The following is a 21,874-nucleotide window of genomic DNA, read 5'->3' as shown; positions in this document are numbered from 1 at the left end:
CGTCTCCTCTCACGCCAGCCGGTGGGCCAGCTGGCCGATGAGCGCCTGCAACAGGTCGCGCAGGCCATGGGGGTTGGGCAGCGCCGCCAGCGCACGCAGGGCACTGCTCGAGGCCCGAGCCACCACACGCTCGGTGGCGCCCTGGCCTCCGGCCGCCTCCACCAGCCAGCGCGCCCGCGCAAGCGCGGCCTCGTCCTTGCGCTCGGGAGGCAGCGCCCACAGCGCCTCCAGCTCCCGGCGCACCTCGGGAAGGGCGCGCGACCAGGCCGCCACCATCGGGAAGGTGCGCCGGCCCAGCGTGAAGTCGCGGTGCGAGGCCATGCCGTCTCCCCGCCGCTCTCCGAAGAGGCCGAACAACTGCTCCCGGAGCTCGGAGGCCAGGCCCATGTTGCAGCCCACCCGGGCCAGCCGCAGCCGCAGGCGGTCGTCCGCTCCGGCCAGCATCGCCCCGCACACCAGGGCCGGGCAGAACCCCTCGCGCAGCATCCGCAGCTTCGCCAGACTCAAAGCCCGCCGCACCCCACCCGGCTCCAGCGCCGCGCCGCCCTGCTCCGTCACGCACTGCCCCACCGCGGTGTAGCGGCACAGCCGCAGGTAGTGCTGACCGACCCGCGCGGCGCCCGGCAGCTCCGAGCCCACCAGCGTCTCCATGGCGCGGGCGAAGAGATGGTCCCCCACCACCACGGCCAGGTGCTGCCCCGGCAGGCCCGGCGCCAGCAGGTGGTGCAGGGCCAGCCCGCCCCGCCGCAGCACCGTCTGCTCCGTCACGTCGTCATGGATGCCTTGGAAGGTGTGCAACAGCTCCAGCCCCGCGGCGAAGCGCCACAGTCCGGCCGGCACCACCGCCGAGCCCCTCGCCAGGCAGTAGCCGGCCAGCAGCAGCGCCGGGCGCAGCCTCCGCGTGGGGCGCAACACGTACTCCCGGACGTGGCCCAGCGCTTCTGTCCAACGAATGTCCAACCCGGCCTCGTCCGGCAGCTCCAGCAGCTCCGCGAGCGACCCCTCCACCTGTGCTTGCACCAACGTCAGCCACGCCTGCTCCACCGAGGGCGCCGGCATGGGGGGTGCAGCGATGAACGGCGCGGGGCCCATGCAGCTGTCCTCCAGGGCGGTGGGTACCTTCGACACTGGAGGTAACCTTTGCGTCCAGCCTCTGTCAAGACTCTGTTCAATGTTCGTACAAGCTTCGTCCACGGGAGTCCCCAATGACCACATGGATTGCAGGCGTGCTGACGGTCGCCCTGTTGGCCACGAGCCCGGCGCTCACCACCGAACCGCGGGGAGGACCGATGGACGCAACCTTGCGGGGTTCAGATGGAAAGGAAGTGGCACTGTCCCGATGGCGGGGGAAACCCGTCATTCTCTTCTACGAGGATCGTCACTCGACGACACTCAACTCGGCCTTCAAGGAGGCCTTGTTCGCCCGGGGCGAGGAGCTGGGACTGCTCGACGCGGCGTGGGTGGTGGCGGTGGCCAATCTGGAGTCGTTCGACTTCTTTCCCGCCCGGGGCATCGCGCTCTCGCACGTGCGCGACGAGGAGAAGAAGTGGGGCATCCCCATCCTGGTGGACCTGAAGGGCACCCTGGGGAAGGCGCCGTGGAACCTGCCCACGAAGACGTCCTCGGTCTTGCTGTTGGATGGCAATGGGATGATCGTCTACCGCTACTCGGGACGCATGGAGGAACAGGACATGGAGACCTTCTTCCACACGCTCGGCGCCCTGCTCGGCCGGGACCTGCCGCCGGGAGCGCCTCCATGAAGGTGGCGATGACGGGAGCAAGCGGCTTCCTGGGCCCCGCGCTCGTGCAGCGGCTGCTGGAGCGGGGCCATGAGGTGCACGTGCTGGCGCGCAACGTGGAGCGCGCGCTGAAGGGGCTGCCCCCGGGAGTGACGGGCTCCTTCTTCGACGCGGCCACGCCGCTGTCGCCGGACGCATTGGGAGGAGCGGAGGCGGTGGTGCACCTCGCGGGCGAGCCGGTGGCGCAGCGGTGGACGGAGCGTGCGCGCCAGCGCATCCGCGACAGCCGGGTGGTGGGCACGCGGCTGCTGGTGGAGGCCATGCGGGCGGCGGGGACGGTGAAGCACTTCGTGTCCGCGTCGGCCATTGGCATCTACGGCAGTGACCGGGGCGCGGAGCCGCTGACGGAGAACAGCTCGCCCGGGGAGGATTTCCTCGCGCAGGTGTGCCGGGCCTGGGAGGCCGAGGCGCTCGAGGCGGCCGCGGAGGGCATCCGCACGGTGGTGCCGCGCATCGGCGTGGTGCTGCACCCGGAGGGAGGCGCGCTGAAGCAGATGCTGCCCGCCTTCCGGTGGGGCGTGGGCGGGCGCATGGGCTCGGGCAAGCAGTACATGAGCTGGGTGCACCGCGACGACACCGTGGGGCTGCTGCTCTTCGCGCTGGAGCGGCCGGAGCTGCGCGGGCCCATCAACGTGACGGCGCCGGAGCCGGTGACGAACGCGGACTTCTCGCGGGCGCTGGGAGCGGCACTGAAGCGGCCGGCGGTGCTGCCGGTGCCCTCGCTCGCACTGAAGGCGGTGCTGGGGGAGATGTCCGAGGTGGTACTGGGAGGCCAGCGGGTGCTGCCCAGACAGGCGCAGGAGGCCGGCTACCACTTCCAGTATCCCGAGCTGCCGGGGGCCCTGCGGGCGCTCCTGGAGTGAGGGGGCGGCTTCACGCTTCTTCACATACGATGGGGTTGCGGCGCACGGCGCGCCGGTAAGTATTGAAGGCCCCATGACACCTGCGCTGCGACTCGTCATCTTTTTCGGCCTCCTGACGCTGTTGGTGGTGTCCGGCCACATCTACCTGTACCGGCGCCTCTTCCGGGACACGGCGAAGCACCCCACCTGGCGCAAGGCGGGCGTGGGGGTGATGGGGCTGCTGGGCGCGCTGCTGCTCGGCAATCGGCTGCTGACGCGCTTGATGCCCTCGGAGACGACGGCCGCCGTCGCGCAGCTGAGCTGGTTCTGGATGGGCGCGGCCACCTACCTGCTGCTGGCGGTGCTGTCGCTGGGGGGCGTGCGCAAGCTCTCCGGGTGGCTGAAGCGCCGGCGCGCGGTGGAGGCGGTTCCGGCCCCCGTGTCCGAGGAGCGGCGCGAGTTCCTCGCCCGGGCGACGGCGGGGGCGGCGCTGGTGGCCACCGGAGGCATGGCCAGCTACGGCGTGTGGCGCGCGTACCACCCACCGGTGGTGAACGAGGTGACGGTGAAGCTGCCGGGGCTGCCCAAGGCGCTGGACGGCTTCACCCTCGTGCAGCTCAGCGACATCCACGTGGGCCCGCTCATCCAGCGCCGCTTCATGGACGCACTGGTGGCGCAGACGAACGCACTGAAAGGCGACCTGGTGTGCATCACGGGGGACTTGGTGGACGGCAGCGTGGAGGAGCTCGGCTTCGCGGCGGGCGCACTGAGGGACCTGCGCTCGCGCCACGGCACGTACTTCGTCACGGGCAACCACGAGTACTACTCGGGAGACGAGGAGTGGAGCGACGCGCTCACGCGCATGGGGGTGACGGTGCTGCGCAACCGGCATGTGCGCATCGGCGAGCCGGGAGCCTCGTTCGACCTGGTGGGCGTGGACGACTGGGGAGCGCAGCGCTCGGGCTACCCGGCGAGCCGGGGCTATGACCTGGCGAAGGCCACGGCGGGGAGGGACCCGGAGAGAGCCTCGGTGCTGCTGGCACATCAGCCTGCGGGCTGGCGCGAGCAGGCGCTGAAGGCGGGCATGGGACTCCAGCTCTCCGGACACACTCACGGCGGACAATTCTTCCCATTCAACCTGGTGGTATCGGCCATCTGGGAGCACCCGGCGGGGCTGTATCGGGAGGGAGATCGCTCCATCTACGTGAGCCGGGGCACGGGCTTCTGGGGCCCGCCGCTGCGCGTGGCCGCGCCGCCGGAGATCGTCAAGGTGACGCTGCTGGCCTGAGGCGGGGAGGTGACGCTGCTCACCCGGGGTGGCTAGGATGAATTCCCAGATGCGCAAAGCAGCAGCGAAGAGGGAGATCAAGCAGGAGCGCGCGGCTCGGACGCGGGTGGAGATCATGGAGGCGGCCATCACGCTGTTCGCGCGCCGGGGAATCCTGGCGACGACGATGGCGGAGCTGGCCAAGGCCATCCGGATGACCCCCGGAGCGCTCTACTGGCACTTCCCGACGAAGGAGGACCTGCTGCTGGCGGCCATCGACGAGTTGCACGAGCGCTTCCTCAAGGAATTCCAGGAGCTCCTGCTCGAGCAGCGCCAGTTGACGGCGCGGCAGCAGTTCGAGGCGTTCATCGGGAGGACCCAGCAGTTCCTGCGCTACCACCGGGAGTACGGCATCTTCTTCGGGATGGTGGCGATGGAGTCGGCGTACACGAACGACCGGGTGGCCGAGTCCATCCGGGAGAAGCTGGGGATGTACGTGACGGTGCTGGAGAAGATCATCCGCTACGGGCAGAACAAGACGAAGGAGTTCCGCGCGGAGGTGGAAGCGAACGTCACCGCGCACAGCATCCTGGGCGGGCTCATAGGAGCACTGCTGCACCAGAACCTGTTCCGCGAGTCGGTGGCGTACGACCCCACCTTCGCGACGCTGCAGCTGGTGACGGCGGACGGCCTCACCCTGAAGCGCTGAGCAGCGAGCGCTTCCACTTCCCTTCCTCCAGAAACGACAACGCCCCCCGAGTCACCCGAACAGCGTGACACGGAGGGCGGTGAGCACCGCACCATCCCGCCCGCCTCACGGTGGAGGCGGGCAGGTCCGGTAGGGGTTACGGAGACTCAGTCGTGCCCGACGACGCGTTCTGCGGGTCGCGCGTGGTGCGCGTCACGAAGTCGGCCGAGTTGTCGTCGGAGTCGTAGCCGTTGCCCTTCGTCGCATCGGCACCGCCCGTGCTCATCGAGGCGGCGGTGGAGGAGGCGTACGCCTTCCGCTCGAGGCTGCCACCCGCGATGGTGTTGTCGACGAACTGCGCGAAGGTGCCTTCCGCATCGAGCCCCACCGTGGAGTTGGAGCCCCAGGCCAGCTTGTCCACCTCGGCCCCAGTCTTGTCGACAATGCGCAGGCTGGCACCGCCGTGAGCCGTCAGGGAGTTGTACCAGGCATCCGGCTGCACCGTACCGGTGTACCCAACCAAGGTCGTCGCATTCCTGTACCCGAGCAGGAAGAAGCCCTTCGGTGCCACGGTTCCGGACAGGGTGAGCCCTCCCAGGTCGGAGAAGCTCGACGTGGCGGACGCGGTCTTGTACTGGACCTTCCAACCCGTGAGGTCGATGGGGCTGCTGGTCGGGTTGTAGAGCTCGATGAACTCATCCTCATGGACGATGGTGGTCGTCCCGTCCTTGAAGTTCTTCGAGGCGAACTCGCTGATGACCAGGTGCGGAGGCGGCGTCTCCACCGTGATGCCCGCCGAAGCCGAGCTGCCCGAGCCCAGGGTGTTGGAGGCCGTGAGCGTACCGGACATCTCCGTCGGGCCAGCGGTGAGCGTCACGGTGGCCGCCTTGGCACCCGAGGCGATGTTCGTGGTCGCCACGCTGAGCGCGCCCAGCGATGCGGGGTTCAGGGCGAACGCCACGGTGAACCCGTCCGTCTCGGCGTTCTTGTCGAGCGTCACCGTGAAGGTCCTCTTGCCGTTGGGCGCCACCTTGGTCGGGTTCGGGGTGAGGCTGACGATCTTCGGGTACGGCACGCGCACCGTCACGGCGGCGATGGCTTCCTTCGCGCCGAGCGAGGCCTTGATGGTCCCCTTCGTGGCGGCCGCGGCGTCCGCGGTGAAGGTGAAGGTGGCCGAATTCGAGTCCTTGGGCACCGTCACCGTGGCGGGCACCGTACCGAAGGCTGCACCCGCGGTTTCGGGCGCGGCCAGCAGCTTCACCGTCATGTCGCCCAGCGCCGGCTTGTCCAGCGTCACCGTGAACTGCTGGGTGGTGCCCTGAACAACGGTGGCCGAGGCCGGAGAGATGCTGCTGAGCGTCGGCAGATCGGCGGTGATCTCGATGGTCGCGGCCGCCTGGCTCGTGGAGCCCAACCGGGCCGTGAGGGTGCCAGCGTTGGAGGCGGGCGCCTCCGCGGTCTTGAAGGTGAAGGTGGCCGTGGTCGCGTTGGTGTCGAAAGTCACCGTCGAGGGCTCCACCGTGCCGAGATCCGCCGGCTCCACGACGAAGTCGAGCGTGGTGCCCGCGGGCGCGGGGATGTCCAGGGTGGCGGTCACCGTCACGTCGAACCCGGGCGCGGTGACGATGTGCTCGGGCGCGATCTTCGTGAGCGTGGGCAGTTCATTGGTATCCAGCACACGCACCGAGCTCTCCTTGCTCACCGTGCCCAGCTTGGCGGTCACCGTCACGCTGGCGGCAGGAGCCTTCGAGATGAACTTCACGGGGGCGCTGAGCTGTCCCTTGGGGATGATGACCGTGCCGCCATTGGCGACCTCCAACACGTCCGGGTTGGAGGAGGTGACCGTGACCTCGAGGTCCTCGCCGTAGGGGCTGGCCACCGAGACCGCGAGCGAACCGCCAATGGTGGGGCACCCGGCGGGAGCGCAGGCAGGGTCCACGCGGGTGTACAGGCCCGAGGGACCGAAGCCGTCGAGCGACGGCGTAGGTCCGATGAAGTCGCTCGCGTCGCGCGGGTGCACCTTGGAGTTGCTGTTGCGCCAGGCCAACACGCCACGGACCCGGTGGAACGGCGTCCCCACGTCCGGCATAGGCGTGAGCTTGAACAAGTAGTCATCCACCGTCACACCCGAGGTCGCACCATCCGTGCCCGGCGTGGTGTCGACGATGAACTCGCCATAGGTGGTGTCCTGCTTCGTCACGAAGACGTCGGAGACCTGCACCAGCACGCCCTCGAGCGCCTCGGCACGCGAGCCGCCCGCGCGCACCTCGGCCGGGGTAACGGAAACAGGCGCCGGCACCTCATGGATGTGCTCGTCGTCCAGGATCGTGATGGAGGCGTTCACGAGCTCGAGCTGTCCCTGGTATTGCTTCAGCACGGCGTTGTCGACGCGGATGCGTTGACCGACCTTGGGCGTGATGTTCGAGGAGAAGACGTAGAGACCGGACCAGTCCACACCGCCGATGGCCCGCGTCTCATCATCGACCTGGATGAAGTAGGTGGGGCTCGAGCCAGTCGACACCGCCGTCACCAGCGCGCTGGGAATGGTGATCGTGTAGGCCCGGAACGGGTGCTTGCCATCCACCGGCTTCTTGATGTCGTAGATGGTGACCGGGCAGAGCACGTCATCCGGGTCCGCCTTGGCGCAGACGTCGCAGGCGTCACCGCGACCATCTTCGTCCGAGTCCTTTTGATCCGGGTTGGCAACACCGGGGCAGTTGTCAGCGGGGCTGAAGATGCCATCGCCGTCCTCGTCCGCGGGATTGCGGGCCTTGCAGGTCGTGGAGCCGGCGTCGAGCGGGCAGGGATCGCACGCATCACCGAGTCCGTCGTTGTCGGTATCCGCCTGCTTGCCGTTGTCCATCGGGCGGATGGGGTTGAAGACGATGGGGCAATTGTCCTTGGCGTTGTTGACGCCGTCGCCATCGAAGTCGTTGAGCCGGCGCGTGCCGGAATAGACAGTGGAACCATTCACCGAGGCCGCCGGGGCGGTACCGGTGCGCTTCGGCTCGCAGGTGGGCTCGTTCGTCGGCTGCGAATCGGCGCAGAAGAAGAGCGGGTAGGAAGACTTGTTGAGCTCCTTCAATGAGGAGAAGGTCTTGCCCGTCTCCGACTCCACGCACGCCGCCTTGGTGGTGCCGCACACCGGCACCTCTTCACAGGGCTTCGTGGCGTCCGCGTGCAGCGCATCCACCACGGCCTTGTCACCGTAGAGCGGCTTGCCACCGCGCAGGGTGAGGACCACGTCTTCCGGATTGGCGGCGATGACGGCGTGGTGCGGCGATTTGGCGAAGGAGTTGAGCCGGTAGATGGCCAGGTCCGCCACCTTCCCCTTGGCGATGCGGCCCACCTTCTCCCAGGTCTCCGTGGCATCCGCGGCATTCGCGGTGACCATCCGCCACAGCTCTTCATCGGTGAAGGCCTGCGAGAAGTGCACCTGGTTCAGATAGTTCGCGCACTGCAGCTCGCGCAGGAGGTTCATGGAGCCCAGCTGCAGCCGGTGCGTGCCCAGCGCGATGTTCACGCCCAACTGCTTGTAGGCGGTGACCATGGCCGAGTCGCCGTACAGGGAAACCTCGGAACGAGGCGCCCAGACGAGGCTCGTCCCACGCTCGGCCATCTTGGCGATCTCCGACGCCGTGACGGCCATGCCGTGGAGGACGGCCGTGTGCGAGGTCAGCAGGTCCTGGCTGTTGGTGCCCTGGCCGGTCACACAGCGGAACTCGTTGTGCGCCGACTCCTCGATGCCCTCGGCCACGTTCGCCATGTAGGCCGACAGCGCCGGGATGTCATCCGGAGTCTTGTTGGAGGACGGGTACTCGCACCCGCTCGTCAGCTCCTTGCCACCGCTGTCGCCGAGCGGATTGCGATCAAAGGTCAGGGCCGGCTCGTGCAGGCCCTCCTGGCTGAAAGCGGTGGACCAGGAGGAGGCGGCCAGCTCGCGCAGCAGGCCCGTCTTGCCGCCAAAACCGGCGAGCGAGGTCGTGCCAGCCATCACCTGGCGCAGCTCGGCCCAGCGCACGACATCCTCGGTCGCGTCGCGAGCCGCGGTCAGCGCCTTGTGTCCATCGTTGCCCCGATCCCAGTCATAACGATGCTCGTAGCGCTCGGCCGTCCTGGCCTCCGGCGTCAACTGGACGCTGATGCGGTCGTTCGCGTTGATGAGGCCCGGGGAGATGACACCCTGCGGGCAGGAGATGCGCACGGCCCCGGCGGCCGCTGCCTCGCCCGAGCAGTCGCACGCCGAGCACGTGATGATGCCCTTGTCGTCCACCAGCACCTGGCCACCGTTGAGCGTCTTGCCGTCCATCAGCACCACGCCCATGTAGAGGCGCGCGCCGCTGGGGGTGCCCTCGGCGGGAATCACCTTGCAGGTGGCCCCGGCCTCCGGCTGCGGCAGGCTCGCCGCCCCGGGGCACTGATCCACCACCGCGGGCGTGGGCACGCAGGTGCTCTCGCACCCGTCACCGTCCACCTTGTTGCCGTCGTCACACCCCTCCTCGACCTCCCGGATGCCGTTGCCGCACACATGGAGGATCTCCTGACCCTCTGGAGTGACGGTGCAGTCGCTCTGGCAGCCATCTCCGTTGGCGGTGTTGCCGTCGTCGCACAACTCGCCTACTTCGACCTCACCGTTACCGCAGACGGCCGGCTCGACCTTGGTACAGCTGTTGGAACAGCTGTCGGTGTCGACCTTGTTGCCGTCGTCACATTGCTCCTTGTCCTCGACTTTGCCGTTGCCGCACTCAGGTTTCGACGGGCACGCCGTGAGCAGGAGAAATCCTGTACTGAACAGTGCCAGGAGAGGGCGTAGGTGATTGCGCATGCTGTCCCTGGGGGGGTTGAGGGTTGGACCTACGAAGTGGGCTCCGTCACTGTCACGACACCGTGAAGCCCAGTGAAACATTTCAGCGACACCTTACGCTGGAGGTGACCCCGGAGGAAAATCCGGAACCATCGCCAGACGCCTTCCAGTGCCCCCGCAAACGCGCACTCTTGGACAACCCTGTGACTCCTGCTCGTGGGAGCAGTGGCGATCAGACGCCGAAGGTGATTGGCTGCTGAGCCATGGCACGCGCTCTGCTGCTCTCGCTGCTCGTGAGGCAGCACCTCGCACTCAAGGAGAAGTTCCGTGCCCGCTACCCACACAGTTGGTTGGTGTGGGAAGCAGGCGTCTGGAACGTTCCGGAGACCAGTGAACAGAACCACGGCACCACGCGGCTGCCCACCTCGGAGCTCTACGACTGTCTGCCTTCGGGGGACGCCATGTGCTTCGAGCTGGCGGCCGCCCCGGGGAAGGACGAGCTGACCCTGGGACGGGCCTCGCACAACGTGTTCGTCGTCAACGACGCCACGGTGTCGCGCGAGCACCTGGTGCTGCACGCCCAGCCGGACGGACGCTGGATGGTGTCGGCCCTGGCGCAGGGAGGGCCGGCGATGCTCAGCGGGAAGCTGCTGCGGCCCGGCCAGCCCATGCCGCTGGAGTCCGGCATGCAGCTACAACTGGGCGACGTGCGGCTCACCTTCCATGACGCCGAGAGCTTCCACACCCGCATGGGCCACACCGCCGCGCTGATGCTGGCCAACCAGCGCGGCTCGCAGCAGAACCCGGCCTGAGCCTCCGGGCGCAGGCCCCTCACTAACGGATGGTTCCCAGGGACGTGGGGCGCGGTTGGGGCGCGGTGGCCGCGTAGACGATGCCGCCGGCGATCACCGCCACGGCGCCCGCCCCCGCCCACACCCACCACTTCTTCAGCAGGCTGTCGCTCCCCTTCACCTCGGCCTGCGTCGACGTCAGGTTCCGGGGCTCCAGGGTGCGCTTGCGATCGCCCCGCTGCACCCGGCGCGAGGCCGCCTCCTCCGCCTGTGCCCGCAGCGCCGCGGCCTTCGCCTGATTCCTCGCCGTCTCCTCCCGCGTCAGGCGCCGCTCCTGCTCCTTGCGCACCGCCTCGTCCATCTCCGCGATGAGATCCCTCACCAGCTCGGCGTTGGGCGGCTCCTCCTTCGACACCGACAGGTAGCGCCGATAGAAGAAGGCGGCGCGCTCGGCGTGGCCCAGTTGCCGGTGGCACTGCGCGATGTTGAAGAGGAAGCCCGGCAACGGCATCAGCCGGTACGCCTCGCTGTACGCGTCCAGCGCCTTCTGGAACTCGGCCAGGTCATAGGCGATGTTGCCCTCGGCGAACTTCGCACGGGCCTGCGACTCCACCTGGGCCGCCGGGCCCTCTCCGGCGGCGCGCACGGACAGGGGCGACAGGGTGAGCGCCACCGCCACCCACACCGGCAGCACGCAGTGCTCAACGAGCGAACGGATCGATGACATCATCGCGGACCCCTGCATTCTGCTTGCGGTGCATGGTGGTACGAACGGGGCTCCGCCCCTCTCCTCGCTGGAGACCCCGCGCCACCGGCACGAGCGGCACCTCGAGCGTCGCGGGCGCGTCGAGCCGCACCTGGTGCTCACTCGAAGCGTAGCCGGCCAGCTCCACCCGAAGGACCAGGGGCTCGGCCGCCCGCGGCTGACGCGTCACCAGCGGCGTCACCCCGAGCACCTCGCCCGTATCGGTACGGACCACCCGTGCGCCCTCGGGAGCGGAGTGCACGGTGAGGATGGTGGAGGGCGTGGCCCCTTGCGCCAGGGACTCCCGCGCCGGGACCGGGGAGGCGCCACGCTCCACGCCCCGCCAGAGGGCGAACCCCGCCCCCATCACCGCCAGCACACTCACGGCGATCGCCAACCACGGGCGCCGCGTACCCGACAGGCCCGCGGGCACGGGCATGGGCTGGGTGGGCCGCTCATCCACTGCCACCAGCGGCTCCGGCGCCGAGCCCAACAGCAATGCGGTGATGACCTCGGAGAGCTGCTGCGGCCGATCCGCGGGCTCCTTGGCCATGCAGCGCAGCGCGAGCTGGGCCAGGTCCTGCGATATCGGCTCTCCCCCCGGGGTGTGCGAGGGCAAGGGAGGCGGCGCCTCGGTGAGGACCTTCACCATCAGCTGGCCGAAGTTGGACGCGACAAAGGGCGGCTGCCCACAGAGCAGCTCGTAGAGGACGGTGCCCACCGCGTAGATGTCCGCGCGGTGGTCCACCGGCAGGCTCGCGGCCTGCTCCGGCGACATGTACGTGGGGGTGCCGATGATGGTGCCGTCCAGCGTCCCGCTGGTGCCCTCGGCGGTGAGGAGCTTGGCCACCCCGAAGTCGAGCACCTTGACGAAGTCCGCCTGCCCGCTGCGGTGGGTGACGAAGAGGTTGTCCGGCTTGACGTCCCGGTGCACCACCCCGAGCTGATGCGCCGCTCCCAGCGCCGCGCACACCTGCACCAGGATGCGGCGGATGCGCATCACGGAAAGATGCTCCTCCTTCATCAGGGCCGACAGGTTCTGCCCCCGCAGCAGCTCCATCACGCAGTAGACATGCCCGTTGTGCGCGTCCTCCACGAAGTCGAAGATCTCCACGATGTGCTCGTGGTTGATCTGATTGACGGCGCGCGCCTCCTGGAAGAAGCGCTGCACGAAGCCACCGTCATGGCCGTAGGTGGAGCGCAGCACCTTGAGGGCCACCTGGCGCCCCAGCCGCACATGGCGGGCCTGGAACACCTGCCCCATGGAGCCCTCCCCGAGGAGGCGCTCCAGTTGGAAGCTGCCCAGGACATCCCCTTCCTGAAGCTCGCGTTCTACGGCCGAAGACTCTCCGGCGGATGGGAAGCCACCAGAGAGCACAGTGCCCGAGATGAGGTCGTCGCCGCCCATGGGCAGGCAACCTTTCCATCCTCTCATTCCCCGGCAACCCGAAGGGGAAGGGATGTCGTCAGGCTGACGACTCTTCTGTCCCACGGACAGCGCAGCCCGCCGTCCGCGGGTGGTCAGAAGTGAGGAGGGGCCCGCCCCTGAAGGCGGACCCGCGCCCCCACGCTACAGGGAACGGCTAGGCACAGGTGCCATCCGACTGGCACTTACCCGTCCCACCGCCTGTCTTGTTGCAGTTCTTGTTGATGCAGTCGGCGGTGTCGGCGCAGTTCAGCTTGCCATCACCGTCGTTGTCCAAGGTGTCGTTGCAGATCGTCTCGGTCTTGTTCCCGCCCGAGCAGGTGCAGCCGGTGCCGCACGACTTGTTGTTGCAGTCGGCGGTGTCGGCGCAGTCAATCTGGGTGTCGCCGTCATTGTCCGCGTTGTCGCCGCAGAACGTCTCCGTCTTGCTGCCACCGGCCGAGCAGGTGCAGCCGGTGCCGCACGACTTGCCGCTGCAGTCGGCGGTGTCCGCGCAGTCGATCTTCGTGTCGCCATCGTTGTCCACGCCGTCGAAGCAGGCGTTCTCCACCTTCACCCCACCCGAGCACATGGTGCCATCGTCCAGCACCTTGCCACTGCAGTCGGAGTCGGCGCAGTCGACCTTGGTGTCGCCGTCGTTGTCCACGCCGTCACCGCAGGCGCTCTCCACCCTCACCCCACCCGAGCACGAGGTGCCGTCGCCCAGGTTCCTGCCGTTGCAGTCGGTGTCGGCGCAGTCGGTCTTGGAGTCGCCGTCGTTGTCGGTGCCATCGCTGCACGTGATCTCGCTCTTCGCGCCGCCCTGGCAGAGGCAGCCGGTGCCGCACAACTGGCCGCTGCAGTCGCTGTCCGCGCAGTCGATCTTGGAGTCACCATCGTTGTCAGCGGCGTCGCCGCACGCGTTCTCCGTCTTGGAGAAGCTCTGGCAGAGACAGCCGTTGCCGCACGACTTGCCGTTGCAGTCATTGTCGAGGCAGTCCGCGTCGGTATCCCCGTCGTTGTCCAGGCCATCGCTGCACACGGTCTCGGTGGGCTGGCCGCCGGAGCAGACGCAGGCGGTGCCGCACGACTTGTTGTTGCAGTCGTTGTCCGCGCAGTCCTTGGCGCCGTCCCCGTCATTGTCGAGGCCGTCGCTGCAGTTGCCCTCGCCGGGCTTGCCGTCGACGCAGGTACAGGCAGGGCCGCACGACTGGTTCTTGCAGTCGTCGTCGGCGCAGTCGACCTTGGAGTCGGAGTCGTTGTCGATGCCGTCGTCGCAGATCACTTCCCCGCGCGACTTGCAGGCCCCCGCGCTGCACTTCTGGGTCTCGACGTCGCAGGCCTTGCCGCACCCACCGCAGTTGGCCATGTCGGTCTGGAAGTCGAAGTCCTCGTCCACCTTGCCGTCGCAGTCGTCATCGAGGCCGTTGCACGTCTCGGCGGGCGGGTTGGACAGGTTGTCCTTCACGCCATCGCAGTTGTCGTCGAGGCCGTTGCACGTCTCGGCGACGGGCTTGCAGCAGAAGCCACTCATGCCCGTCCGAGGAACGCACACCACGCCGTCCGCGGCGCAGTCGTCGGCCGTGTTGCAGCTGAAGACAGTGTCATCCGGAAGCGCCGGCACCCAACAGCCCGTGGCCGACACCGCGAGCAGCAGACAGCAGAAGAGAGAAGAGATGGACTTCATGTTCAGAAGCTCCCGCCAATGACGAGGTGGAGGGCCGTCGTGCCGCTGGTGCCCGCCGCGTTGGACACCGGAGCCACCGAGGAGGAGACCGGTGCGGTGCGCTGTGGAACGAGGAGCAGCCACAGCACGCTGCCACCGGCCAGCGCGCCACCGCCCGCCATGAGTGCCGTGGAGATCGCCGACTGCTGCCGGGCGGCCAGGTACTCCTTGCGGGAGATGTCCAGCACGCCGTCGCCGTTGGCGTCCTGCGCCTTGCCCTGCAGGCCCATGCCGAGCGCCACGCCCGCGCCCAGCGCCGCCAGCCCCACCACCGCCGTGTAGAGGGCCGGACGGCTGAAGATGCTGGGACCGCCGGAGGAGTTGCGGCGGGACTTCTTCACGTTCGCCACCGCGTCCGAGGGAGGCCCATCCGGCGAGGGGCCGTTGAGCTCCAGCCGCACCGCCACTTCCTGCGTCTCACCCGGGACGAGCGTGAGCGTCTTCGTATAGGCGGTGTAATCGTCGGCCTCCACGATGAGCTGCACCTCGCCGGGCGGCAGCTTCGCCTCGATGTTGCCCACGCCCAGCGTGCGCTCGCCCACGCGCACCACCGCCTGCGACACGTTGCAGGTCACCTTCAGCAGGGAGCGCGGCCTGGCCAGATCCGTCACCCGCTTGGACAGTACGGCGCCCGCCTCCTTGATGAAGGTGCTGTCGTTGGGCTTGCGGCCCGTCACCACGTCCGTCTCCACCACGCTCCGGTCCCGGTTGTACGTCCACAGCCGCAGCGTCCAGCCCCCGTCCTCGAGCGCCAGGCGCGCCGTGGTGAGCAGATCCGCGTCCAGCGTGTCCGCGGGCCCGCTCAGGCACGAGGCCTCCTCGCAGCGCAGGGCGGCCGCGTAGTCCCCCGAGAGCTGCTGCCGGACCTCGGCCGGGTCCGCGGCCTTCGCCACCTTGCCGGTGCGCAGCGCCACCGCCTGCAGCCACCCCATCCACCGCTTCGCCACCGCGGCCCCGGCACGCTCGGGCGTGTCGAGCCCCACCAGCGCGAAGCGCGGCTGGAGCTCCGAACCGGTGGAGGTGCCTCCACTCAGGTCCAGGCCCAGGCTGCCGGAGTCCTGCGAGGCTCCCTCGCCGGAGTCCTGGGACTGTTCGTTGTTCTGGGTGTTCGAATCGCCGGAGAGGTCCAAGCCGAGACCACCCTGGGCCCTGGCCGGGCCGGCGGCCAGCGCGAGCGCCAGCAGGCCGGCCACATACACGACGGGGGTACGCATGGGCCCTGTTCTACCTTGAACAGGGCCCGCAGCGGAGCACTCCTGCGGTCATCCCGCCCGGGAGGCGAGGTAGCGCACCAGGGCTTGAGTCTTGGGAATCAAGGTATCCACCTCGATGAACTCCTCCACCGTGTGGAAGCCCTTGCCCCGGGGGCCCAGCCCGTCAATGGACGCAATCCCCATGGAGGACGAGGTGCTGGCATCCGAGCCCCCTCCCACCAGCGCCGCCTCGCCATGGCCCAGTCCAGAGGCATGTGCGCAAGTGCCATACGCCGCCATCAGCGCCGCGGAGGCCTCGGTGCGCTCCAGGGGCTCGCGTGCCACACCTCCACTCACCTCGATGCGGGTGCCGGGGACGCCGGCCGCGGACTCCTCGGCCGCCTGGCGGAAGCGCCGCACCAGCTCCTCCCCGTCCGCGCGGGTGCAGAAGCGCAGGTCCACCTCGGCCACCGCGTGGTCCGGCACGGTGTTCTTCCCCTGGCCGCCCGTCACCTTGCCCACGTTGACGGTGATGCCCCGGGGGTAGTCGGTGAATTGCTGTACCCGGTCCACGAAGCGCGCGAGCGCCCAGAGGGCATTGGCTCCTTCCTGGTGGGCGTTGCCCGCGTGGGCGGCCTTGCCGTGCGCCACCGCCGTGGCCATGCCGGTGCCCTTGCGCCGGGTGATGATGGCGTCCCCGGCCCGGCCGGACTCGAAGACGAGGCAGGCCTCCGCCCCGGCGATGGCCTTGCGGATGACGTCGGCGCCCTCGGGCGAGCCCACCTCCTCGTCCGACACCACCACCAGCCGCAGCGGGGGCAGCTTGTCCAACCCGCCCGAGGCCGCGAGCGCCTTGAGGGCCCAGGCGATGACGACGAGCCCGCCCTTCATGTCCAGCACGCCCGGGCCGCGCCGCAGCGCCCCGTCCCGCCGGTAGCCCTCGAACTTGCCCGGGGGAAACACCGTGTCCAGGTGGCCCACCAGCGCCACCGGCTTCAGCCCCGGCTTCCCCTCCGAACGGAAGACGAGATGGTCCGCGTACCGCGTGCTGGACACCACCTCGGCCGACAGCCCGGGTATGGCGAACTGCTCGCGCAGCAGGGCGCCCACCTTGCGGCCTCCCTCCGCGTTCTCCGTCCAGGAGTTCACCTCCACCAGCGCCGCGAGCGCCTCCTCCATCTCCCCCAGCCTGCCCACCAGCCAGCTGGCCGCCGCTTCACCCATCTCGCGCATCGTCCTTGGCCTCCCACCAAAAAGCTTCACCCCCGGGGTGCATCCCCGGTTGCAACCCGGGCATACGCCAGGCCCCCGGTTCCAGGGAAGGTGCCCCGGCGCCCGCCCGCCCGGCGCTCCAGCGAAAGCCCCCCGGGGGAAGGAAGCTTGCCGGGACGTGTGGGGGTCCGCACCTCAAGGCTAGGAGGATGAACGATGGCGGACGCGCTGTGGATTCTGGTGGCCAATGGGAGCCGGGCCAAGCTCTTCGGGACGGATGAGCGGGCCGAGCGGTGGGAGCTGCGCGACGAGTTCCAGCACGAGGAGAGCCGGACCTTCTCCCGGGTGCTCCTCAATCAGCCCGACAACCCCAACGCGGGCTCCCTGCACAAACCCCAACCGGAGAACGAGCCCGATGCACGCCAGCAGTTGGAACTCGACCGCTTCGCCCGCGAGCTCGCCGCACGGCTGGAGCGGGGCCTCAACGACCGCGCCTACGACAGGCTGGTGGTCACCGCCCCGCCGAGCTTCCTCGGCCTGCTGCGCAAGCACATCAGCTCGCGCGTCCACCAGCGGCTGATGCTGGACATGCGGGCCGACTACGTGAACGTGCCCGAGCGCGAGCTGCCCGAGCGCATCCCGCTCTCCTAGGTAGGGAGGCGGACAGGCGTGGTGCCCGGAGCCCCTGCTCCGCTCCGGGCGCCGGTTCACGTGACGTAGCCCCGGCTCCTACCTGGACGCACCCGGAGAGGTGACCGCTCCCGTCGGACGCGCTCCGTGGTACAGGTGGGCAGGGCGTCGGTTGGAGGACACTCAGGTCCTCCCCGGAGCCTTCGCGCGGGCGTAACGGATTCATGAGCCTTCCCTTGATTGGAACCCTCAAGCTGCGTGGCCGCCTGACGCTGTACGTCACCCTGCTGGCCGTCGCGCCGCTGATCATCTCCACCTGGGTGGGGGCGAACACCACCCGGCAGATGATGCAGGACCAGGTGCACGAGATGCTCCGCATCGAGGCCGAGGGCCTGAAGGATCTGGTGGAGGCCTCGCTGGTGGAGCGCGAGACGAGCGTGCGCAGCTGGGCGGAGGACTCGCTGGTGCGCGAGGCGCTGCTGACGGGCAGCTACGAGCAGAGCGACGCGGTGCTGTCGCGGCTGCAGCTGCGCTACACCACCTTCACCGGGCTGGTGCTCTTCACCGAGTCGGGGCGGGCCGTGTCCGCCAGCACCCCCGCGCTGCGGGACTCCTTCCTGGGCCAGGACGAGGCGGTGCGCAACGCCCCCTGGTTCAAGGCGGCCCAGGAGGGGCACTTCACCAGCGCGACGCTCACCCAGGAGGACCCCGTCTTCGGCATGCAGGTGCTGCACCTGGCGGCGCCGGTGATGGAGTCGCGGGGAGGGCGGAGGCTGGGCGTGCTGCTCGCGGCGTACGACTGGGGCCAGGTGGGCGAGGTGGTGAAGGCCGCCCTGGAGCGCGCCCGCTCGCGCAAGAACGAGAGCTTCGCCCTGGAGGTGCGCACCGCCTCGGGCACCCTGCTCTTCGACTCGCGCGGCCAGGACGCCTGGCACGTCCCCAACGCCGTGGCCGCCGAGGCCATCAACGGCCCGGAGATCGCCGACGTGGGAGACGGCTGGCGCTTCGTCGCGCTGTCGGACCCGGAGGAGGTCTACGCCACCGTCAACAAGCTGCGCGCCGGCACGCTGGTGGGGGTGCTGGCCGTGGTGGTGCTGGCGGCCCTGGCGGCCTTCCTGCTGGCCCGAGGCATCACCCTCCCCATCGCCCGGCTCAACCGGGTGGTGCGGCGCATCGTGCAGGAGGGAGACCTCACCCAGAAGCTCGAGGTGCGCTCGAAGGACGAGGTGGGCGAGCTGGCCGAGTCCTTCATCCAGATGGTGGACAACCTGCGCGAGACGACCGAGAGCCTGCAGCGCGGCACGCGGGTGCTCACCGAGACCGTGGCCGAGCTCACGCGCGCCGCCGAGCAGCAGGAGAGCAACATCACCCGTCAGGCCGCGGCGCTGCAGCAGACGCAGGTGACGGCGCAGGAAATCAAACAGACGTCCATGGTGGCCGCGGAGCGGGCCGGCGCGGTGCTCCAGGTGGCCTCGCGCGCCGAGGAGCTGGGCCGCGGCGGAGCGCTCGCCCTCACCGAGAGCATGAGCGGCATCCAGACGCTGCGCGACCAGGTGGACGAGATGGCCGACCAGATTGGCCGGCTCAACGAGCGCGCCCAGCGCATCGGCGGCATCACCCAGACGGTGAAGGGGCTGGCGGATCGCTCCAACATGCTGGCGCTCAACGCGGCCATCGAGGCGGTGCGCTCCGGCGAGCACGGCAAGGGCTTCGCCATCGTGGCCAAGGAGATCCGCACCCTGGCCAACCAGTCCATCCAGTCCACCGCACAGGTGGGAGACCTGCTCGAGGACATCACCCAGGCCATCCTGAAGACGGTGGAGCTCAGCGAGCAGGGCCAGGTGCGCATGGAGGCGGGCCTGGCACAGGCGCGCACCAGCGGCGACAGCATGCGCGCGCTCAGCACCATCGTTCAGGACAACATGAACGCGGTACGGCAGATCGCCAATGCCGTGAGCCAGCAGAACGCGGGCATCGCGGAGATCTTCAACGCCATGACGGACCTGTCCACCATGATGCATGACACCATGGTGGGCTTGCAGGCCTCCCAACGTGTCACCGAGGCTCTGCGAGAAGTGGCCACGCAGATGCAACAGGTAGCCCGCAGCTACCGGGTATGACGCCAGCCATGACAACTCCTCCGCGCGCCCTCATCCTCGACCTCGGAAACGTCCTGGTCTTCCACGACAACGCCATGCTCTTCCGGAAGCTGGGGGCACGGGCGGGACTGTCGTCCGCGGAGGCCGAGCGCCGGCTGATAGGCACCAGCTGGACGGCCGCCAACCGGGGCCTGCTGGGCGCCGAGGGCATCCGGCGCGACGTGTGCGGCGCGCTGGGGATGGACCTGCCCGCGGACGAGTTCAACGCCTTGTGGAGCTGCCACTTCACCATCCACGAGGCGGTGCTGCCACGGGTGGAGGGGCTGGTGGGGCGGGTGAAGCTGGTGCTGCTGTCCAACACCAACGTGCTGCACGCGGCCTGGCTGCGACCCCGGCTGCCGATCCTCGAGCGCTTCGACAGCCTGGTGCTCAGCTGCGAGGTGGGCCACGTGAAGCCGGAGCCCGCCATCTACAAGGAGGCGCTCGCACGCGCGGGCTGCGAGCCGGGCGAGGCCGCCTTCTTCGACGACATCCGCGAGTTCGTCCAGGCCTCGAGCGCACTGGGCATCCGCGGCCACCTCTTCACCACCGCCGCGACCTTCGACGAGCAGCTCAAGGCGCTGGGGCTGTAGACGTCCCTACTTCTTCTCGTAGCGAGCCACGGGCGGCTCGTTGCGAGCGGCCTCCGACCAAGCCTTCAGGGCCGGCAGCGCCAGCACCGCGTCCCGGTAGGCGGCGCACACCGCGTCCAGCTCCACGCCATAGGTGACGAAGCGCGTGACGACGGGCGCGTAGAAGGCGTCCGCGATGGAGAAGGCGCCGAAGAGGAACGGCCCGCCCTGTCCGAAGCGCGAGCGACACTCCTTCCACAGCGAGGTGATGCGCGCGATGTCATCGGCGACGCCGGAGGCCCGGCCCTCTCCGGGCAGACGGGCGCGGATGTTCATGCTCATGTGGTTGCGCAGGTGGGTGAAACCCGAGTGCATCTCCGCGGTGACCGAGCGAGCCTGTGCGCGGGCGGCCGTATCCTGGGGCCACAGCTTCGCCTGGGGGAACTGCTCGGCCAGGTACTCACAGATGGCCAGCGAGTCCCAGATGAGGAGCTCCCCATGCAGCAGCGCCGGCACCCGGCCACTGGGTGAGTACTTCGCGATGTTCGCGGCGGTGTCCGCCTCGCCCAGCGGCACCACCACCTCGCGGAAGGGCTGCCCGGTGTGGGCGAGCGCGAGATAGGGCCGCAGCGACCAGGAGGAGTAGTTCTTCGAGGCGACGACGAGGGTGAGCTCTTTCATGGGGGCGCACCTTAGCGCCCCCGCTCCGCGCGGGACTCAGGAACGAGCGCCACTGCCAGGCAGCCAACCACGCAGGCGCGACATCCACGAGCGGCGGCGTCGGCGGCGCACGGGCGGATCAATGCGATAGACGGGCACCGGCAGGCGGATGTTCTTCAGGTCTCCGCGGCCCAGCCGCACCACGGGCGCCATCACCTGGCTGCGCACCTCCCGTACCACCGGCTCGCTGACATAGAGGGAGCCGGGCCTCGCGAGCGCCTCCAGCCGCGCGGCCAGGTTGACGCCCTCACCGAAGACGTCCCCGTCCCGGTGCACCACCGAGCCCAGGTGGATGCCGATGCGCAGCTCCACCCGGCGCTCGTCCGGCACGCACTCGTTGCGTGCACACAACGCCGACTGCAGCTCCAACGCACATGCCACCGCCGGCAGCGCCTCGTCGAACTCGACGAGGAAGCCATCCTCCAGCCGTTTGATTTCACGCCCTCCGTGTCCCGACAGCAGTCCGCGCACGAGCCGCCCATGCTCCTCGCGCAGCTCATTGTTGAGCGCCTCGTCCCGCCGGGCTTCGGGGCTGAGCCCCACCATGTCCGTGAACATGATGGTCGCCACCTTCCTGGGTTCCGGTTGCGGTACCTCCGCCATCATCAACGCGTCTCCTTCCCCCCCGACCAGACAGAGGCGAATGTTACCTCACCGACACTCGCTTGTTCTGCCCGCGCCCCCCAGCCGGGCGAGCGAGAAAACCCGGGCCCTTCAGCCCAGTCGGGACGAGGCGCCCGACAGCCGCGCCAGAATCCCACCTTTTGACAGCAATCAAAGTAATTCATCCCTGACGCAATGCACAACCAGGGCTGGAGGTAGGACTCCGGCAGCCGTTGACGAAAAGACAACAGCGTCACGGAACTGTTGGCCTGTTACTGTTGGGCGCCAGGCCGCCCATGCCCGAGCCCGAGGAACAAGACCCACACGCACCGCTCTGGCTCCCACTGCTGCTGACACTGGCGGTGCTGATGCTGGCCACCCGGCTCCTGCACCGGAAGCTGGCGCTCACCGCGCTGGCCACGCTGGTGCTGCTGCCCACGGTGTGGCGGGTGCTGACGCGCAAGTGGGTGCGAGGGGATGTGATTCGCGGACTCGGCGCGGGCTACATCGCCAGCCACGTGCCGCTGCTGCTCGGCGCGTGCTCCACGCTGGACCGGCCCGAGTGCCGCATCCACCTGTGCACGGACGGTGTGCTCGCGAGCGCACCCTATGTGCCATGGGCGGGCGTGCTCGGCACCCTTCTCTACTGGGCCTGGAGCAAAAGCCCGGCTCCCGACCATCGCCCACCGTGACACCTGTTGGCCGTCTCTCGTCACGAGAGGACTCGGGCCGGGGGCTC

General features: G+C 69.1%; 18 protein-coding genes. 9 read left to right on the top strand and 9 right to left on the bottom strand.

What is annotated here, in order from left to right:
- Nucleotides 1-9: 9 nt before the first annotated feature.
- Nucleotides 10-1,128: a polyprenyl synthetase family protein gene (locus DAT35_RS22460; RefSeq protein ID WP_369945993.1), complete on the bottom strand. Its 1,119-nt coding sequence runs from the start codon at nt 1,126-1,128 to the stop codon at nt 10-12.
- A 197-nt stretch (nt 1,129-1,325) separates the two neighbouring features.
- Here DAT35_RS22460 and DAT35_RS22455 point away from each other — a divergent pair, with 197 nt between their 5' ends.
- The 4 genes from DAT35_RS22455 to DAT35_RS22440 all read left to right on the top strand — a co-directional run bounded on the left by DAT35_RS22455 (nt 1,326) and on the right by DAT35_RS22440 (nt 4,617).
- Nucleotides 1,326-1,760 carry a hypothetical protein gene (locus DAT35_RS22455; RefSeq protein ID WP_233261639.1) on the top strand — a complete coding sequence of 145 codons (435 nt, stop codon included), beginning with the start codon at nt 1,326-1,328 and terminating at the stop codon, nt 1,758-1,760.
- Nucleotides 1,757-2,662, top strand: a complete 906-nt coding sequence (locus DAT35_RS22450) for a TIGR01777 family oxidoreductase (RefSeq protein ID WP_108069146.1) — start codon at nt 1,757-1,759, stop codon at nt 2,660-2,662. The genes DAT35_RS22455 and DAT35_RS22450 overlap by 4 nt, the downstream gene beginning before the upstream one ends.
- Nucleotides 2,663-2,735: 73 nt before the next feature.
- Nucleotides 2,736-3,929, top strand: a complete 1,194-nt coding sequence (locus DAT35_RS22445; RefSeq protein WP_108069145.1) for a metallophosphoesterase — start codon at nt 2,736-2,738, stop codon at nt 3,927-3,929.
- A gap of 49 nt (nt 3,930-3,978) precedes the next feature.
- On the top strand, nt 3,979-4,617 hold the full coding sequence (locus DAT35_RS22440; RefSeq protein ID WP_108069319.1) for a TetR/AcrR family transcriptional regulator: 639 nt from the start codon (nt 3,979-3,981) through the stop codon (nt 4,615-4,617).
- Between the two features lie 136 nt (nt 4,618-4,753).
- Here the strand turns inward: DAT35_RS22440 and DAT35_RS22435 are convergent, their stop codons facing one another.
- Nucleotides 4,754-9,421 carry a DUF4215 domain-containing protein gene (locus DAT35_RS22435; RefSeq protein ID WP_199242967.1) on the bottom strand — a complete coding sequence of 1,556 codons (4,668 nt, stop codon included), beginning with the start codon at nt 9,419-9,421 and terminating at the stop codon, nt 4,754-4,756.
- Nucleotides 9,422-9,663: 242 nt separating this feature from the next.
- Between DAT35_RS22435 and DAT35_RS22430 the strand changes: the two genes are divergently transcribed.
- Entirely contained in the window at nt 9,664-10,212 is a 549-nt protein-coding gene (locus tag DAT35_RS22430) for an FHA domain-containing protein (RefSeq protein ID WP_108069143.1), read from the top strand.
- Between the two features lie 22 nt (nt 10,213-10,234).
- Here the strand turns inward: DAT35_RS22430 and DAT35_RS22425 are convergent, their stop codons facing one another.
- The 5 genes from DAT35_RS22425 to DAT35_RS22405 form a co-directional block, all read right to left on the bottom strand.
- Nucleotides 10,235-10,921 carry a lipopolysaccharide assembly protein LapB gene (locus DAT35_RS22425; RefSeq protein ID WP_233261638.1) on the bottom strand — a complete coding sequence of 229 codons (687 nt, stop codon included), beginning with the start codon at nt 10,919-10,921 and terminating at the stop codon, nt 10,235-10,237.
- Complete coding sequence (locus DAT35_RS22420; protein WP_108069142.1) at nt 10,893-12,344, bottom strand: serine/threonine-protein kinase; 1,452 nt, start codon at nt 12,342-12,344, stop codon at nt 10,893-10,895. Before DAT35_RS22420 ends, DAT35_RS22425 begins: the two co-directional genes overlap by 29 nt.
- Before the next feature lie 175 nt (nt 12,345-12,519).
- Complete coding sequence (locus DAT35_RS22415) at nt 12,520-14,028, bottom strand: MopE-related protein (RefSeq protein WP_108069141.1); 1,509 nt, start codon at nt 14,026-14,028, stop codon at nt 12,520-12,522.
- A 2-nt stretch (nt 14,029-14,030) separates the two neighbouring features.
- On the bottom strand, nt 14,031-15,281 hold the full coding sequence (locus DAT35_RS22410; RefSeq protein WP_108069140.1) for a PEGA domain-containing protein: 1,251 nt from the start codon (nt 15,279-15,281) through the stop codon (nt 14,031-14,033).
- A 48-nt stretch (nt 15,282-15,329) separates the two neighbouring features.
- Entirely contained in the window at nt 15,330-16,493 is a 1,164-nt protein-coding gene (locus DAT35_RS22405) for a M20 family metallopeptidase (protein ID WP_108069139.1), read from the bottom strand.
- Between the two features lie 195 nt (nt 16,494-16,688).
- Here DAT35_RS22405 and DAT35_RS22400 point away from each other — a divergent pair, with 195 nt between their 5' ends.
- The 3 genes from DAT35_RS22400 to DAT35_RS22390 all read left to right on the top strand — a co-directional run bounded on the left by DAT35_RS22400 (nt 16,689) and on the right by DAT35_RS22390 (nt 19,833).
- Complete coding sequence (locus DAT35_RS22400) at nt 16,689-17,123, top strand: host attachment protein (RefSeq protein ID WP_108069138.1); 435 nt, start codon at nt 16,689-16,691, stop codon at nt 17,121-17,123.
- Nucleotides 17,124-17,326: 203 nt separating this feature from the next.
- Nucleotides 17,327-19,222 carry a methyl-accepting chemotaxis protein gene (locus DAT35_RS22395; RefSeq protein WP_108069137.1) on the top strand — a complete coding sequence of 632 codons (1,896 nt, stop codon included), beginning with the start codon at nt 17,327-17,329 and terminating at the stop codon, nt 19,220-19,222.
- Nucleotides 19,223-19,230: 8 nt separating this feature from the next.
- Nucleotides 19,231-19,833, top strand: a complete 603-nt coding sequence (locus tag DAT35_RS22390; RefSeq protein ID WP_108069136.1) for an HAD family phosphatase — start codon at nt 19,231-19,233, stop codon at nt 19,831-19,833.
- A 6-nt stretch (nt 19,834-19,839) separates the two neighbouring features.
- Here the strand turns inward: DAT35_RS22390 and DAT35_RS22385 are convergent, their stop codons facing one another.
- Entirely contained in the window at nt 19,840-20,493 is a 654-nt protein-coding gene (locus DAT35_RS22385; RefSeq protein WP_108069135.1) for a glutathione S-transferase family protein, read from the bottom strand.
- Nucleotides 20,494-20,529: 36 nt separating this feature from the next.
- On the bottom strand, nt 20,530-21,138 hold the full coding sequence (locus tag DAT35_RS22380; RefSeq protein WP_108069134.1) for an adenylate/guanylate cyclase domain-containing protein: 609 nt from the start codon (nt 21,136-21,138) through the stop codon (nt 20,530-20,532).
- A gap of 293 nt (nt 21,139-21,431) precedes the next feature.
- Here DAT35_RS22380 and DAT35_RS22375 point away from each other — a divergent pair, with 293 nt between their 5' ends.
- Nucleotides 21,432-21,827 (top strand): hypothetical protein, encoded by a 396-nt coding sequence (locus DAT35_RS22375; RefSeq protein WP_108069133.1) that lies wholly within the window; start codon nt 21,432-21,434, stop codon nt 21,825-21,827.
- Nucleotides 21,828-21,874 lie beyond the last annotated feature (47 nt).

It is taken from the genome of Vitiosangium sp. GDMCC 1.1324, assembly GCF_003044305.1.
GTDB lineage: Bacteria > Myxococcota > Myxococcia > Myxococcales > Myxococcaceae > Archangium.
This window is presented reverse-complemented; position numbering and strand designations above follow the sequence as displayed.

Excerpts from the sequence above, each read along its gene's own strand:
- DAT35_RS22400 (WP_108069138.1), top strand. The coding sequence starts at position 16,689 with ATGGCGGACGCGCTGTGGATTCTGGTGGCCAATGGGAGCCGGGCCAAG.
- DAT35_RS22385 (WP_108069135.1), bottom strand. The coding sequence starts at position 20,493 with ATGAAAGAGCTCACCCTCGTCGTCGCCTCGAAGAACTACTCCTCCTGG.
- DAT35_RS22395 (WP_108069137.1), top strand. The coding sequence starts at position 17,327 with ATGAGCCTTCCCTTGATTGGAACCCTCAAGCTGCGTGGCCGCCTGACG.
- DAT35_RS22415 (WP_108069141.1), bottom strand. The coding sequence starts at position 14,028 with ATGAAGTCCATCTCTTCTCTCTTCTGCTGTCTGCTGCTCGCGGTGTCG.
- DAT35_RS22405 (WP_108069139.1), bottom strand. The coding sequence starts at position 16,493 with ATGCGCGAGATGGGTGAAGCGGCGGCCAGCTGGCTGGTGGGCAGGCTG.
- DAT35_RS22420 (WP_108069142.1), bottom strand. The coding sequence starts at position 12,344 with ATGGGCGGCGACGACCTCATCTCGGGCACTGTGCTCTCTGGTGGCTTC.
- DAT35_RS22440 (WP_108069319.1), top strand. The coding sequence starts at position 3,979 with ATGCGCAAAGCAGCAGCGAAGAGGGAGATCAAGCAGGAGCGCGCGGCT.
- DAT35_RS22390 (WP_108069136.1), top strand. The coding sequence starts at position 19,231 with ATGACAACTCCTCCGCGCGCCCTCATCCTCGACCTCGGAAACGTCCTG.
- DAT35_RS22435 (WP_199242967.1), bottom strand. The coding sequence starts at position 9,421 with ATGCGCAATCACCTACGCCCTCTCCTGGCACTGTTCAGTACAGGATTT.
- DAT35_RS22425 (WP_233261638.1), bottom strand. The coding sequence starts at position 10,921 with ATGATGTCATCGATCCGTTCGCTCGTTGAGCACTGCGTGCTGCCGGTG.
- DAT35_RS22380 (WP_108069134.1), bottom strand. The coding sequence starts at position 21,138 with ATGATGGCGGAGGTACCGCAACCGGAACCCAGGAAGGTGGCGACCATC.
- DAT35_RS22445 (WP_108069145.1), top strand. The coding sequence starts at position 2,736 with ATGACACCTGCGCTGCGACTCGTCATCTTTTTCGGCCTCCTGACGCTG.
- DAT35_RS22375 (WP_108069133.1), top strand. The coding sequence starts at position 21,432 with ATGCCCGAGCCCGAGGAACAAGACCCACACGCACCGCTCTGGCTCCCA.
- DAT35_RS22430 (WP_108069143.1), top strand. The coding sequence starts at position 9,664 with ATGGCACGCGCTCTGCTGCTCTCGCTGCTCGTGAGGCAGCACCTCGCA.
- DAT35_RS22410 (WP_108069140.1), bottom strand. The coding sequence starts at position 15,281 with ATGCGTACCCCCGTCGTGTATGTGGCCGGCCTGCTGGCGCTCGCGCTG.
- DAT35_RS22450 (WP_108069146.1), top strand. The coding sequence starts at position 1,757 with ATGAAGGTGGCGATGACGGGAGCAAGCGGCTTCCTGGGCCCCGCGCTC.